Origin of the sequence: Streptomyces sp. NPDC021019, from assembly GCF_044333295.1 — a bacterium.
Classification (GTDB): domain Bacteria; phylum Actinomycetota; class Actinomycetes; order Streptomycetales; family Streptomycetaceae; genus Streptomyces.
Map to the genome: position 1 here is coordinate 379,147 of NZ_JBIRQR010000007.1, position 13,962 is coordinate 393,108.

11 protein-coding genes and 1 pseudogene are annotated in these 13,962 nt (G+C 72.2%); 3 read left to right on the forward strand and 9 right to left on the reverse strand.

Annotation, left to right across the window (positions count from 1 at the left end; genetic code table 11):
- Window positions 1-58 precede the first annotated feature (58 nt).
- Together fxsBH and fxsA are read right to left on the reverse strand one after the other, a co-directional pair.
- The gene (gene fxsBH / locus ACH4RG_RS30925) at window positions 59-2,401 is read right to left on the reverse strand and encodes a radical SAM/SPASM protein FxsBH, inactivated beta-hydroxylase extension form (protein WP_398540554.1); all 2,343 of its coding nucleotides are present in this window, start codon (window positions 2,399-2,401) and stop codon (window positions 59-61) included.
- A gap of 30 nt (window positions 2,402-2,431) precedes the next feature.
- A complete protein-coding gene (gene fxsA / locus ACH4RG_RS30930) occupies window positions 2,432-2,596 on the reverse strand; it encodes an FxSxx-COOH cyclophane-containing RiPP peptide (protein ID WP_073805814.1) in 165 nt (54 codons plus the stop codon).
- 791 nt (window positions 2,597-3,387) lie between these two features.
- Between fxsA and ACH4RG_RS30935 the strand changes: the two genes are divergently transcribed.
- On the forward strand, window positions 3,388-4,314 hold the full coding sequence (locus ACH4RG_RS30935) for a DUF4231 domain-containing protein (protein WP_398163543.1): 927 nt from the start codon (window positions 3,388-3,390) through the stop codon (window positions 4,312-4,314).
- 36 nt (window positions 4,315-4,350) lie between these two features.
- On the opposite strand, the gene ACH4RG_RS30940 is transcribed toward ACH4RG_RS30935, so the two are convergent.
- The 5 genes and pseudogenes from ACH4RG_RS30940 to ACH4RG_RS30960 all read right to left on the reverse strand — a co-directional run bounded on the left by ACH4RG_RS30940 (window position 4,351) and on the right by ACH4RG_RS30960 (window position 8,477).
- Window positions 4,351-4,830 carry a hypothetical protein gene (locus ACH4RG_RS30940; protein ID WP_397922583.1) on the reverse strand — a complete coding sequence of 160 codons (480 nt, stop codon included), beginning with the start codon at window positions 4,828-4,830 and terminating at the stop codon, window positions 4,351-4,353.
- Window positions 4,831-5,030: 200 nt separating this feature from the next.
- Window positions 5,031-5,930, reverse strand: coding sequence for a S1 family peptidase (locus tag ACH4RG_RS30945; RefSeq protein WP_397922581.1), 900 nt, complete (start codon window positions 5,928-5,930; stop codon window positions 5,031-5,033).
- A 230-nt stretch (window positions 5,931-6,160) separates the two neighbouring features.
- Complete coding sequence (locus tag ACH4RG_RS30950) at window positions 6,161-6,982, reverse strand: DUF1684 domain-containing protein (RefSeq protein ID WP_398540555.1); 822 nt, start codon at window positions 6,980-6,982, stop codon at window positions 6,161-6,163.
- A gap of 4 nt (window positions 6,983-6,986) precedes the next feature.
- Window positions 6,987-7,159, reverse strand: a pseudogene (locus tag ACH4RG_RS30955) (F420-dependent methylene-tetrahydromethanopterin reductase); the annotation flags it as partial.
- Between the two features lie 76 nt (window positions 7,160-7,235).
- Entirely contained in the window at window positions 7,236-8,477 is a 1,242-nt protein-coding gene (locus ACH4RG_RS30960) for a DUF5685 family protein (protein WP_398163542.1), read from the reverse strand.
- A 308-nt stretch (window positions 8,478-8,785) separates the two neighbouring features.
- On the opposite strand from ACH4RG_RS30960, the gene ACH4RG_RS30965 reads away from it, so the two are divergent.
- A complete protein-coding gene (locus tag ACH4RG_RS30965; RefSeq protein WP_018959635.1) occupies window positions 8,786-9,229 on the forward strand; it encodes a cell division protein SepF in 444 nt (147 codons plus the stop codon).
- A 67-nt stretch (window positions 9,230-9,296) separates the two neighbouring features.
- On the opposite strand, the gene ACH4RG_RS30970 is transcribed toward ACH4RG_RS30965, so the two are convergent.
- A complete protein-coding gene (locus tag ACH4RG_RS30970) occupies window positions 9,297-10,517 on the reverse strand; it encodes an acyl-CoA dehydrogenase family protein (RefSeq protein WP_398163541.1) in 1,221 nt (406 codons plus the stop codon).
- A gap of 102 nt (window positions 10,518-10,619) precedes the next feature.
- Window positions 10,620-12,377 carry an MFS transporter gene (locus tag ACH4RG_RS30975; RefSeq protein WP_398540556.1) on the reverse strand — a complete coding sequence of 586 codons (1,758 nt, stop codon included), beginning with the start codon at window positions 12,375-12,377 and terminating at the stop codon, window positions 10,620-10,622.
- A 498-nt stretch (window positions 12,378-12,875) separates the two neighbouring features.
- On the opposite strand from ACH4RG_RS30975, the gene ACH4RG_RS30980 reads away from it, so the two are divergent.
- Window positions 12,876-13,904 (forward strand): phosphatase PAP2 family protein, encoded by a 1,029-nt coding sequence (locus ACH4RG_RS30980; RefSeq protein WP_397922569.1) that lies wholly within the window; start codon window positions 12,876-12,878, stop codon window positions 13,902-13,904.
- Window positions 13,905-13,962 lie beyond the last annotated feature (58 nt).

Genomic DNA, 13,962 nt, shown 5'->3' on the forward strand with positions numbered 1-13,962 from the left:
GAGTGGAAGCGAACTCATCATTCCGGAGCGGACCGCTTTCCACCCCCCTGCCGTTCGGTCATTCGAACGTCACTTTCTGGTCAGATCCCAGGACGTTCGCCGCATGACCGGACGGCGGGAAGCTCTTGCCGCGATTCTTCTCGGTCGCACTCCGTGTTCCGCTGATCTCCTTGCGGACAGCGGAGATCAGCTGTTTTCCGTCGACCGTCACCTCCGCCGCTTTTTCGATCTTGTCGAGAGCTTCCGGAACACCCGTGAGGAAGCGCGGGTCGTAAAGCCCGAGCCCCGCACGTTCGAATGTCTCGGCCAGTAGTCGGGAGAACGTCACGTGTTCGTTCCCCCAAGGCGTCCGATGTTCCCAGGTACCGTCCAAGGCGTAAAGATCCGTCACTTCACCGAGCGCCCGCAGTTTCGCCCGGCGCAATCCGCTCAGCAGGCCGAGTGCCAACGCGTTCGGCTCGACCGACGGTCCGACGCCGAGCGCGCCGGGCCCGTGGCGCCCCGGCTCGACGTCACCGGTGAACAGCGGCGTCAGTGTGGTCAACGTGAGGGCCGCCTCGGCCGCCTGGCCGGGCACGGCGTCGGCCAGCAGCGACCAGGCTTCGCCGACCCGGTGCGCCCAGGCCTCGGCCTCCTCCGCTTCCAGGCGGTCGGTCGCGGGGGCGTCGAAGCAGTCGCGGAGGGGGTCGAGGTCGTCCAGCAGGAGTACGGGGGCGGGCGCCCGGCGCAGGACGCGTACGGGCAGCCAGTGCGGGCCCTCGGGCTCATCGGGGGCGATGCGCAGCTCCGTGCCGGGCGCGTCCTCCGGCCGGCGGACGCGGAATCCGTCGCCCGTGGCGCGCACCACGGCCGTTCCCCGCTCCCCCGGGCCGCCGAGGAGCACGGTGCCGAGGGTGGGCAGATACAGGCCTCCGTCCCGGTACGCCACCGGCACGGACAGGTCGTGTCCGGCGCGGACGGCGGCGGCGGCCACGGTGGCGCCGAGCCGTTCGGCGGCGGGCCCCGTCAGGCCTCGGCCCGCGTCGACGTCCTCGAGGGCGCCGACGAGCCAGGTGCGGGTGTAGGGGTGGGCGAGCACCGTGTCGAGAGCCTCGGCGCCCGGGGTGGCCGCCTCCAGCGTCGCCGCGAGCCGCCAGGCGTCGTCCCAGAGGGCCCCGCCCCGCCCGTCGAGGGTGTCGTGGAGAGCGGCGAGCAGGGTCCGGGTCAGGTCCTGATGGGCGGCGAGCAGTTCGTCCGGCGCCCGGACGGCGGGCGACTCGGTGGACGCGGCCGTGCGTTCCTCGATGCCCCGGATCAGGGCGGCCAGGTCGGCGCAGTAGACCGACGGGTTGTCGAAGCCGCTGTCGCGGCCTTCGGAGCCGCTGCCGGAGCGGTACCGGTGGGTGTAGAGCCCGCCGCCGCACGAGCGCACGACGGGGCAGCGGCGACAGGTCTCGCTGACCCCGTCCAGACCGAGCTGCCGCGCCCGGACGCCGGGGTGGGCCGCGACCTCGTCGAAGGTGTTGCGGAAGACGTCGAACCCGGTGGCGGCGGCGCCCTCGTAGGCGCTCTTGAGCGAGTCGACCTGTTCCAGCTGCCCGTCGGTCTCGATGACGACGAGGTCGGTGGGGGCCAGGCCGAGGGACTCGGTGAGGCTGGGGCCGCCGTTCAGGCTGGAGAGCACCGAGGCGAACATGCGGACGGGCATGGGGCGGCCCTGCTCCGTCCAGCGGTCGAAGACCGCCAGGAGCCAGTCGGCGTACGCGGTGGGCGATCCGTCCGGTCGTGGGGGCGGGTCGTCCCAGGTGGCGTGCGGCAGCAGGAAGTCGACGAGCGGGGGTCGGAGTCCGGCGAGAGCGTCCTGCACGGCCACCGGGTCGTTGTGGATGTCGACCGTGCACAGCAGGCCGAGGTCCAGGTGGCGGTAGCGCTCCTCGCGGAGCAGCTCGACGGCGCGCAGCACCATCGGGTGGCTGCTGCGTCCATCGGCGAACCGGCGGTGGCGGTCGTTGGCCGCGCGGTCGCCGTCGAGCGAGATCCCGACCCGGACGTGGAACTCGTCGAAGAGATCGAGGTAACGGGGGCTGAGCTGGACGCCGTTGGTGTGGATCCTGAGGTCCAGCTCAGCGATGCCGTTCAGGGCCGCGCCGAGCTCCTCGCAGACCCGTCGCAGTCGCGCGGGCCCCGCCAGGAGCGGTTCCCCACCGTGCAGGATCACTGTTACGGAGGGGAGCGCATGAGTCGTCGCATGCTCGGCCAGGCGCCGGGCAGTCCAGGAAATCGCCTCGTCAGAGATGGTCTTGGGGCGTGTCAGCCAGCTCTGGTCGGCGTGTTCGTAGACATAACAATGATCACAGGCCAGATCGCACCTGCTGTGCACTTTCAGCACGAATTCACGGAAGGGGACCAGGGGTCCTGTCATCCCGTCATTCTAGCCGCTTCTGACGTCGCCTCAGAGAGCCGAATTGAACGTGGAGATCCGGGTGGACCTGGCCGTTGTCGCACCGCATACGCGGTTGATCTTCCTGGCGGCCTCGGCGCTGCGGACGTCGGTCGCCGAGAGGGTCGCGCGGGTCTTCGCAGAGGCGAAGGCGGGGGTGGTTCCGTAGGTCTTCACGGCCGTCCTAGGGGGATCCTGAAGGGGTCTGTTTCCGGACATTGAAACGCTGCCGGATTGCGTGTCATCACACGTCCCGGCACGCGCACTTTACTACCGCGGAGGCTCTTCCACATGCCGGCGGAGCGGCCTTCACACCTGGAATCGAAACTCGATACCCACCTTCCGCTCGACCGCTCGGGTGAGCGCGGGACGAGCGGCGCGACCGGCGGGGCCGGGGGCCTTCCTCGCCGCCGCCGGCCCGCGCAGGTGAGAGGCTTTCCGCAACCGGCGGGACCGCTCACACGGGTGCCGGGCGCGCGCACCGCGCGGGTCCCGGACGGCGGGCGCCGGGAGGCTCCGGCGGGACGGCGGTTCACCCGTTCACCAGCTCCTCGCCAGGGAGGTCGTGTCCCGCCCGGGCGACGCGCACGCGGTCCAGGACGGGTTCGCGGCCCCCGCCCGCGGCACCCGCGACCGGGCGCGCGGCGCGTCGGCCCGCCCGGCGCACCGCGGCGGGAGCACGCCCGCCGTCCCGGTCGCTCTCGATGGCCCCTCCCCGCACGGAGGTGGTCGCGCCCCCGCAGCGGGGCAGCAACTCACGTCTTTTCCAACCCAGTTGGACAACCCTGCCACAGTGTCGCGATGTGAGGAAGGTCACCCGCGCGGAAGTGGCCGAACCCTGTCGTGGTGACCGTCCGAGGAGCCGGGACGCTCTTGCCGCGTCCGGTCCTCCCCCCTACTCTCGTGGCCCGGGCGGGGCAGGCGCCACGACCGGCCGGGTCATACGACAACTGCAGACGGAGGCGTCCATGACGGCGTTGCCCGAGCCGCTGAGATCCATGGTCTTCAGGAACGACGACCTGCCGGCGCTGTTCCACCACACGGACGCGGTCGCCGTGGCCCGCCAGCGTGAGGCCGTGAACACCACCCGGGCGCAGCTCGCGCTGCTCGTGGCGGGCACGGTGCCCGCAGCGCTGCCCTGGCACACCGAGGACGGTCCGGCGGCCCGCGCCCTGTACGGCGCCGCGGTGCTGGCCTATCTGGGCGTGCTCTTCGCGACCTTCCTCGCCTCCCACCGCAAAGCAAAGTCGCACTGGCAACTGAACCGCTCGGCGGCCGAGTTCATCAAGTCCAACTGCTGGCGCTACGCGGTCCACGGCGCACCGTTCGACAGCGCGTCCGAGCACCCGGAGGCGCTGTTCGCCAATCGCCTGGAGGACGGCCTCCAGGAGTTACGGAAAGTGGGCTGGGCCGACCCGCGCGAGGAACTGCCGGATTCCGGGGGCCTCATCACGGAATCCATGCGCGCGTTGCGGAACAAGGCCTACACGGTGCGCAAGGAAACCTATGTACGGGACCGGCTCATCGAACAGCGGCGGTGGTACCGCAGGCGCCAGCAGGCCTCCCGGCGCGGGGCGCTCCTGTGGTCCGGCGCCATTGTCGCGCTGACGCTCCCGGCGCTGGCGCTGAGCGTCTTCCAGGCCTTCGGGGTAGCCCGCTCGTTCGGCCTGACGGGGGCGTTCTCCGCGGCGGCGGCGGCCTGTCTCGCCTGGAACGAGATGCGCCGGCACCATCCGCTGATCTCGGCGCACTCGCTGGTGGAGAAGGACCTGGAGTCGATGCAGGCCGCCATGGAGACCACCCTCACCGAGCGGCACTGGCCGACGGCGGTCTTCGAGACCGAGCGGATCGTGTCGCCCGAGCACACCGACTGGCTGGTCAGACATCGCGTGTGAGCCGGTGGACGCCCGCCGGTCAGGGGCGCCCTCCGGTCAACCGCGCAGTACTCCGTCACGCCAGATCACGGTGACCGGGCGGCCCAGGGTGCGGGCGTACGTCACGATGTCGCCCGTGCCGCCGAGGCCCCGGGCCGGGAGGCCGTCCCAGACGGCGAGCAGCCGGTCGCAGTGGTCGGCGATGTAGGCGCCCGCCGCGTAGTACGCCTCGTCGGTGGAGTGCGCGAAGTCGAGCCGGACCTCCTGCGCCGCGCGCGCCTTGAGCGTCCGGTAGCGAGCGAGGTCGACGGCGTTCTCGAAACAGGCCTCGTAGTCGCCGCTCGGGATCACGGCGGTCAGTTCGGCGCCGCAGGCGAGGGCGAGATCGGCGAAGAGCTGGTCGGCGCCGACCGCCAGGCTGGAGAGCGCGTGCGTCGCGCCGTCGAGGCCGCACAGCGCGGCCCGCAGACCCGCGAGCACATGGGGCTCGGCCTCGGCGGGGATGGAGCGGTGACCGGTCACTCCGATGCGATTCACGGACCTGCTACCCCCTGATGCCAGCGGAGCGTGGCCGGGGGCGCCCGCCCCCGTCGCCCCACCCCCCGTCGCCCCGTAGCGGCGACCCGTCGTGGCGACATCCTCTCAAGAGCTGCCCGGCGAGCGGGAGCCCCCGTCCGGAATTCCGGACGGGGGCACGTTTGTACGGACTGCTCCGTACCCGGCCGGGGTGGGGCCGGTCAGTACACGCTGACGCCGTACGCGCTCAGCGCCTCGGTGACCGGCTGGAAGAAGGTCGTTCCGCCGGAGGAGCAGTTGCCGCTGCCGCCGGAGGTGAGACCGATCGCCCGGGTGCCGGAGTAGAGCGGGCCGCCGGAGTCGCCCGGCTCGGCGCACACGTTGGTGCGGATCATGCCGTAGACGACGTCGCCGCCCCCGTAGTTGACGGTGGCGTTGAGTCCGGTGACCGAACCGCTGTGGGTGCCGGTGGTGGAGCCGCGGCGGGTGACGGCCATGCCGTTGGTGGCGTTGGCGGCGCTGGTGATGTCCTGGCCACCGACCGTGCCGTCCTTGGGGATGGTGGTGTTGGTGTACCGCACGATGCCGTAGTCGTTGTTCGGGAAGCTCGACCCGGAGGTCGTGCCGAGCACGGTGGTGCGGGCCGAGTTCGCCCACCAGGTGCTCGCGCCGTCGGTGCAGTGGCCGGCCGTCAGGAAGTAGTAGGTGCTGCCGCTGCGGACGTTGAAGCCGAGGGAGCAGCGTCCGGTGCTGGAGTAGATCGCGTCGCCGCCGGATATCAACTTGGTGAACTTCCCGGGGGTGCGCTCGATGCGCAGGGCGTCGGCGTTGGCGCCCGCCGACTTCTTGATCTGGTTGATCTCCGCCTTCGAGACCGTGCTGTCGACGGTGACGACGAGACGCTTGGACTGCGGGTCGATGTTCCAGGCGGTGCCCGCGATGTCGGCGCCGAGCACGGCGTCGCTCGCCGCGGTCAGCTGGTTGGCACTGAACGTCCGGGGGGTTTCGGCGTTCGCGGTGGGGATGGCCATCGCCGCGACGGCGGCGAGCCCCGCGAGTACGGCCGTGGTACGGACGCGTCTCGCCGCGTTCGAGCGGTTGCTGGTGCGCTTGATCCTCACTTCGGGTTCCTCCGAGGGGAATCGGGGGCCCTCCTGTGGGGTGGCGGGCCCGTGAGGCGCAGTCGGGGGCCTGTCCGGATTCCGGAGTTGCCGTGCCCCTGACAATCGCTGACCGGAGTATCGAGGCGCTCGGACAGGGGGCGCAAGAATGCCTTTCGGCCACGTGGGTCACACACGCCTCCGGCCGCGGGAGCCGTGGGGCTCCCGGGGCCGGAGCGACCTCTCGCGGGTCAGGCGTCGATCCGGTTCCGCTCCCCCGCCGGGACCGCGACGGAGAGCGTGTTGCCCGGGGGCGGGAACGGGCAGATGAAGTGATCGGCGAAGGCGCACGGCGGCAGCAGCGCGCGGTTGAAGTCGACCTCCACGCGGCCGTCGGCGGCGGGCGCCGCGGGCCGCAGGAAACGGAAGCGGTAGCTGCCGTTCCCGCTGGTCGTGTCGGCGAAGACGGCCCACAGCGACCCGTCGGGTTCGACCGCGACCTGGAGCGTGTGCTCGTCGCCGTCCACCGTGAAGGCGATCTCGCCGCCGAGCCCGAGGCCGCGCTCGACCCCGTCCGCGTTGACGACCCGCACGGTCCGGTCGTCGCCGTAGGGACGGAAGGTCCCCGGCAGCGCCCAGCGGGGGTCGTACGGGGTGGCCCCGATGGTCGAGAAGGCGTGCCGGGCCGGTGCCCCCGGATCGAAGTCCCGTACCGCCCACAGCCCTTCGCGGCGGAGCACCACCAGCCGGTGCTCCCCCCGCGCCACCCGTGAGTCGTCGATCGGCCCACGGTCCGCCCCCAGCCTGACCTCGCCGGTCAGCGGCTTGCCGTCGACGACGACGCCCTCCTGGGCGGCGGCCGTGAGGATCACCGCGTCGCCGTCCTCGCGCCACTGCCCCGGGACGGCCGGAATTCGCCCTTCCGGGTAGTCGGAGAGCCAGTGGGTTCCGGTCAGGGAGAGCGGGCCGTACGGGGCGGCGACGGCGACGACGCGCCCTTCGTGCCACCGCTGCCAGTCCTGTGCGGCGTCCGGCCCGCCACCCTGCTCCTGCTGCTGTGCGTCCGTGCTCATGCGGTCAACCTTTCCATACCGGCTCCGGGAGGCCGAGGCGCGACCGCAGCGTGGAGCCGGTGTGTTCGGAGCGGAACGCTCCGCCCTCCTGGAGGAGAGGAGCGGGACGACCCGGTCGACGAAGTCGTCCAGGCCCCTCGGGGAGAGAGAGGGGGCGAGGACGAAACCGGGGTCGGCGCCCCAGTGGGGAGGTCGGCGCCCCGGAGGTGACCTGACGCCGGTTCCGCCCGCCGCACCGGCGGGCGGAGCCCGTTCAGCAGTCGCAGCCGCAGGACTCCCCGCAACAGCAGCAGCCCTCACCGCAGTCGCCGCAGCAACTGCAGGCCTCGCAGCAGTCGCCGCAGCTCTGGCACGGCGACTGCCGCCGCTCCCGACTCCAGGGGTCCTCGAAGCTCCCGCAGCACATCTGGCAGGTGCAGGCGAGCCCGGCCCAGACCAGGCACCCGGCGACCAGCCCCCGCCGGTCTCGGGGCGGGCGCGGCGGAGGCGGCGAGCCCGGGCCGCCGGGCGGCGGACCGTACGGATGTCCCGGCGTCGGTCCGTACGGCTGACCGGGCGGCGCGCCGTAGGGGTTCCCCGGCGGCGGCCCGAAGGCGCCCTCGGGCAGCTGAAGCCCCTGCTGCCCCTGGTGGGAGCAGGAGGAGGTGCCGAACGCCCGGTCGACCGAGCGCCGCAGCTCATGGGCGAGGAGGACGTGGACGAGCTTGCCGTCGGTGAACTCCGCCTCCCGCAGCGCGAGCCGCACGCCGTGCAGCGCGTCGTCGCAGAGCCGACGCGCCTCGGACAGCGGGGTGCCGGTGGCGGTGAGCGGGTTCCAGGCGCCCGACGCGGCGTCGGCCTCCTGGTCCTCGACGGCGTCCAGGAGATGGGCGAGCCGCCCGAAGAGCCGGCCGGCCTCCGCGAGCGGCGCGGCGTTCCGCGGCCTCCCGGCGAGATGGGCGGTGTGCGCGAAAGCGGCCGCGGTGGCGGTCTCGGTCGGTTCGGTGACCCTCAGCAGCGGGGTGCCGGGCCCGGCGAGCGTCTCGATACCGGTCTGCCGGTCGACCGCGTCGACCAGGAGGGCGGTGTCGAAGCCGAGGGCCGCCCCGGTCCGCGCGCCCGCCCGGTCCCACCCGGCGGCCACCCGGCGCGCGGCGGCGGCGACCGGGCGGCGGGCCAACAACCCGTCCCCGTCGGCGACGTGGTCGCGGACCTTGGCCGAGGCGAGCACGAGGGAGACGGCCGCGGCGAGCCGCGCCCCTTCTCCCGTCGCGACCGGCGCGGTGCGCATGGCCCGCAGCGGGCAGGGACCGGCAGTGCGCCGGCCGTCGGGCGCCCGGCCCGCCTGAGCCTCCGTCAGGACGGAGACGATCAGCCCGTCATAGTTCGTGACGATACGGGCGAACTGTCCGTGATCCGCCCTCAGAGCCAGGCAGAGACCGCAGAGATGGGCCATCCACTCGACTCTGAGACCTTCGGAGAGCCGATGGGTACAGGGCCTGACGATTCCGAACACGACGATCCCCCGTGAGCTGCTCAGCCGGTGCGCGACGCTCGCGCACCGGAGCGTCGTGCATCGTATCGAGCGCCCCGTTCACCCGTACGTCCCCCGGATCACCCGTACGGCCGGAGCATCATATTTTCCTTCTACAAGCCCCCTTACGTAGGAGGAACCCTGACGAATCGCCACATCTTCTGCACCAGTAACGTCACGAATCGCCTGCGGGCCGACTATCCACTTGGCGCGGTATCCGCATCATGGACGACCATAGGGATACGAAAGAGAAGCGGAACACCAAGGAACCGCGGTGAGAGGAGGCGTCCATGGGATCGGTGCGCAAGGCGAGTGCCTGGCTTGGCCTCGTAGAGGACAACGACGAGCGGTACTACGACGACGAGTACGCCGAGGGTGCGGAGACCGGTACGGGCAACCAGGCCTGGGTCACCGACCCGCGGGTGCAGGTGGCCGCGGAGACGGCCGAGGAGCGGGACCGCCGGATCGCGACGGTGACCCCGGACAGCTTCCGGGACGCACGCGCCATCGGCGAGCTGTTCCGGGACGGCGTGCCGGTGATCGTCAACCTCACGGCCATGGACCCCGCCGACGCCAAGCGCGTGGTGGACTTCGCCGCCGGGCTGATCTTCGGCCTGCGCGGTTCGATCGACCGGGTGGCCACCCGCGTCTTCCTGCTGTCCCCCGCCGACACCCAGGTGGTGGCGGGCGAAGCCGCCGGCCGCAAGGCCGGCGGCTTCTTCAACCAGAGCTGAGCAGGGCGCTCGCCGGAAGGATCCGGTCAACGCAACCGGTCGGCGCGCGCGTACCGGCGCGTCCCGCTCACCGGAAGGCGTCGAGACCGGTGAGCGCCTTGCCCAGCACCAGCTGGTGCATCTCCACCGTTCCCTCGTAGGTGAGCACCGACTCCAGGTTCGTGGCGTGCCGCATCACCGGGTACTCCAGCGAGATCCCGTTGGCCCCGAGGATCGTGCGCGAGGTGCGGCAGATCTCGATCGCCTCCCGCACGTTGTTGAGCTTGCCGAAACTGACCTGCTCCGGCCGGAGCCGGCCCGCGTCCATGCGGCGGCCCAGGTGGTGGGCGAGCAGGATGCCCTTGTGCAGCTCCAGGGCCATGTCCGCCAGCTTGGCCTGGGTGAGCTGGAAGCCGCCGATCGGCCGGCCGAACTGCTCCCGGCTCCTCGCGTAGTCGAGGGCCGACTCGAAGCTGGCCCGCGCCGCCCCCATGGCGCCCCAGACGATGCCGTAGCGCGCGTGGCTCAGACAGCTGAGCGGACCGCGCAGCCCGCTCGCGTCCGGCAGCACCGCGTCGGCGGGCAGCCGTACCTCGTCCATGACCAGCTCGCTGGTGACCGAGGCGCGCAGCGACCACTTGTGGTGGATCTCCGGGGCCGAGAAGCCGGGGGCGTCGGTCGGCACGACGAAGCCCCGGATGCCCTGCCCGTCCTCGCCCTCGCCGGTCTGCGCCCAGACGACGGCGACCCCGGCGACCGAACCGTTGGTGATCCACATCTTGCGGCCGGTCAGGATCCAGTCCTCGCCGTCGCGTTTGGCGTACGTCCGCATCCCGGCCGGGTCGGAGCCGTGGTCGGGCTCCGTCAGTCCGAAGCAGCCGATGATCTCGCCGGACGCCATGGCGGGCAGCCACCGCTGCTTCTGCTCCTCGGATCCGAAACGGTGGATCGCGTACATGGCGAGCGAGCCCTGTACGGAGACGAGTGAGCGGATCCCGGAGTCGGCGGCCTCCAGTTCCAGGCAGGCGAGCCCGTACTGGACGGCGCTCGCCCCGGCGCAGCCGTACCCGTCCAGCGACATGCCGAGCGCGCCCAGCGCGCCGAGCTCCCGGGCCAGCTCCCGGATTCCGGGCAGCTCGCCCTTCTCGTACCACTCGGCGATGTGCGGCAGGACGCGGTCGGTGGCCCAGGTGCGGACGGTGTCGCGGATCGCGAGGTCGTCCGCACCGAGCAGGTCGTCGATGCCGAGGGGATCCGACGCGTCGAACGGCGGGAGCTTCGACCGCTTCGGGGACTGGGTGCTGGACATGAGGGCGCCTCCGGCGGCTCGCACGGTGCTCGGAGGGGCCGGGGGACGCCCGCCCTCCGAAAACTAGCAGTGGTAGTCAGGGCGTCGTGCTGACGTTACGGCTCAGCGTGCCGCTCGTCCAGAGCCGGTCGCCTCCGCCGGTTCGCGCCGCGCGGGCACCATCGGGCGCGGGGCCGGGCGGTCCGGCCCGGCCGGCCGGGCGGCGCCGGGGACCCGGTGTTCGTCCGCTCCGTACGCGGAACCCGTCGACGCGGAAGCAGGGGACGCGGCCGTGAACGCGGCGTCGTCCACCTCGCGCCGGTGGCACGCCTCCTTCGGCGGACACTCCATGGCCTTCGGCAGCCGCAGGGCGGCCAGCGCCCCGAGCAGCAGCAGCCCCGCGCTGACGAACAGCGTGACGTGGAGTCCGCCGATGAAGGCGTGCCGGGCCGTGGAGCGCAGCAGGTCGCCCATCGGGCCGCCCAGCTGCGCGGCCACCTGATAGGCCTCGCCCAGCGAATGGGAGGCCTCCGCCCCGGCGCGGGCGGGGACGCCCTTCTCGCGCAGACCGGCGAGGCCGGGGGCGTAGGCGGCGTTCATGACACTGCCGAGCAGGGCGATGCCGAGGCCCGCGCCCAGTTGGTAGGAGGTCTCCCCTATGGCCGCCGCGCCACCCGCCCGCTCCGGCGGGGCGTCGCTGAGCATCGACTCGTACGCCCCGAAGAGCGTGGTCTGGAGGCCGAAGCCGAGCAGGACGAAAGCGCAGGTCAGCAGGGCGGGGCGGTCGTGCTGGCCCATCGACGTGAGCAGCAGCACCGAGGTCGCGGTGAGGACGAAGCCCCAGCCGACCATCCGGCGCGGCCCGACGCGGCGCAGGGTGTGCGAGCCGGTGGCGCCCGCGGCCATCGCCGCGAAGGTCAGCGGCAGCAGCCGCAGCCCGGTCTCCAGCGGGCTGAGGCCGAGCACCAACTGGAGGTACTGGACGGCGATCAGCTGAAGGCCGACCAGCGCCAGCATGGCGAGCACGATGCAGCCGACGGCGGTGGAGAAGGCCGGGCGGGCGAACATCGAGACGTCGATCAGCGGATGCCTGCGGCGCTTCTGACGGCGTACGAAGAGGAACAGGAGCGCGAGCCCGAGGGCCAGCGGGCCCAGCGAGAGAGGATCCAGGAGCCCCCCGCCGCTGCCCAGACGCTTCACGCCGAGGACGACGCCGAGCACACCCACCGCGGCGGTCAACGCGCCCAGCACGTCCCACGGGCCGTCGTCGCCGCCGCGCGACTCGGGCAGCAGCCAACGGCCCAGCGGCAGGATCACGGCCATCAGCGGGATGTTGATCAGAAAGACCGAGCCCCACCAGAAGTGCTCGACCAGGAAGCCGCCGACGACCGGTCCGGTGGCGGCGCCGACCGCGGCGACCGCGGTCCACACGCCGATGGCGAGCGCCCGCTCCCGGCGGTCGGGGAAGACCTGGCGCAGGATCGACAGCGTGGCGGGCATGATCATCGCGCCGCCGACGCCGAGGAGGGCGCGGGCCGCTATCAGGACGGCCGAGGTGTCGGCCGTCGTGGCGAGCGCCGAGGCGACGCCGAACAGCGCGTAGCCGAGGAGCAGCACGCGACGTCTGCCGATCCGGTCACCCAGCGTGCCGAAGAGGATGAGCAGCGAGGCGCAGACGAGGGGATAGGCGTCGACGATCCACAGGAGGGCCGTGCCGCTGGGACGCAGGTCCTCGGTGAGCGCCGGAACGGCGACGTGGAGCACGGTCGCGTCGAGAGCGACGACCAGGAGACTGAGACAGAGGACCACGAGGACGACCCAGCGGTTGGCGTCGTCGGCGGCCTCGCGCAGCCGGACCCCGGCCGTGGTCGTCCCGGACATCTGCGTACCTCCCGATGAGTCCCTCGCGCTCGGCGGACCGACGGTGACGTGGGGTGCGTGTCCCTCGGGCCCGGCATCGACGGGCGAGCGAGCCGTCAGCGTACGCGAGTACGGCGAGGTCACCTGTGGTCCACGTCATACCGCGTTCCGCCGCACAGTCTGGCGCACGCCCTTCCGGAACCGGCCGGGGGCTCCCGTCCGAGGAGCCGTGACGCCCCGCCGTGACGGGGGCCCCGGTGGGCGTCGAGGGGTGCGGCGCGACGGCGCACGCCTCCCCCGAATGGCCGGGTCAATTGCCGCGGATTCCGGTGCGCCTCTTTTTCCGAGAGATCAAACACGCTTACGAACGGAACCGACGGGCAATTGGCCACAAGATCACGGAGGCCCTTCTCCCTGCCCGGAAAAGACGCCGTTCCGAGACAAAGTCCACATCACATCGTCATCACAAAGAGCCCGGATTGGCCTGCTCGCACACTCACTCGCTGTAACGTCGATTGGGTGCGTACCGACATCTTTGCCCGGCTGGACCGGGAGCCGGAACCGCCGAAGATAGTGGCACCGCGGATGAGCCGTCACCGCATCGCCCTCTTCGGCGGGACGTTGGCGTTCTATCTCGCCATCGTCTGGGCGGTGCTGATCACGTCCTGGCTGGTGGCCCTGGACTGGAAGGTCATGCTGTTCCGGCCCTACCAGCAGTGGCCCGAACTGCACGCCTTCCTGGACTACTACGTGGTGCTCGGCCAGCGCGGCCCCACAGCGGTGATGGTCGCCTGCTGGCTGGGCTGGCGCTCCTGGCGTCAGCACACACTCCGGCCGCTGCTGGTCCTCGGCACGTCCCTGCTGCTGCTCAATGTGACGGTGGGCGCGGTCAAGCTGGGGCTCGGGCGGCTCGGCCCGCACTACGCGACGCAGATCGGCTCGGCCGAGATGTTCGCCGGCGGCGATATATTTCCCTCCGGGCACACCGCGAACGCCGTCGTGACCTGGGGAATCCTCGCGTATCTGGCCACCACACCACGCGCCAGGCGCTATCTGTCGGCCGTGTCCGCGACGGTCTCGCTGGGCGTCGGCCTCACCACCGTGTACATCGGTACGCACTGGCTCAGCGACGTCGTGCTGGGCTGGGCGGCCGGGCTGCTCATCCTTCTGGCGCTGCCCTGGTTCGAGCCGCTGATCGCCCGGACCGAGGCCTGGATCTTCGCGATGCGCGAGCAGTGGCGCGAGCGTCGCGACGGCGCCCACCCGGCGCCCGTGGCCGGGACCGGATCAGGGTCGGAACCGCGGCCGGTGCTGCTCCCGCAGTCGATGGCCGCCGACGGCCTCGCCGCCGAGGCCGTGGCCGTCGCGGCCGAGCCGGTACTCCCCGCCGGGCATCCGGCCCCGGGCGCCAGGGCGCGGGCCCACGGCGGGCACGTGCGTCCGGGCTCCATGCCGGTCGCCCCGGCGGGCGTCCGCCGTCCGCCGCCGCACACGGAACGGGGCGCACGCGGCACCGGCAACCCGGCGCGTCCGATGACCGGCGGCTGACCCCGCTCCCGCGCACGCGGGGACGGGCGCGCACCGCCTCACCCGCACACACCGAAGG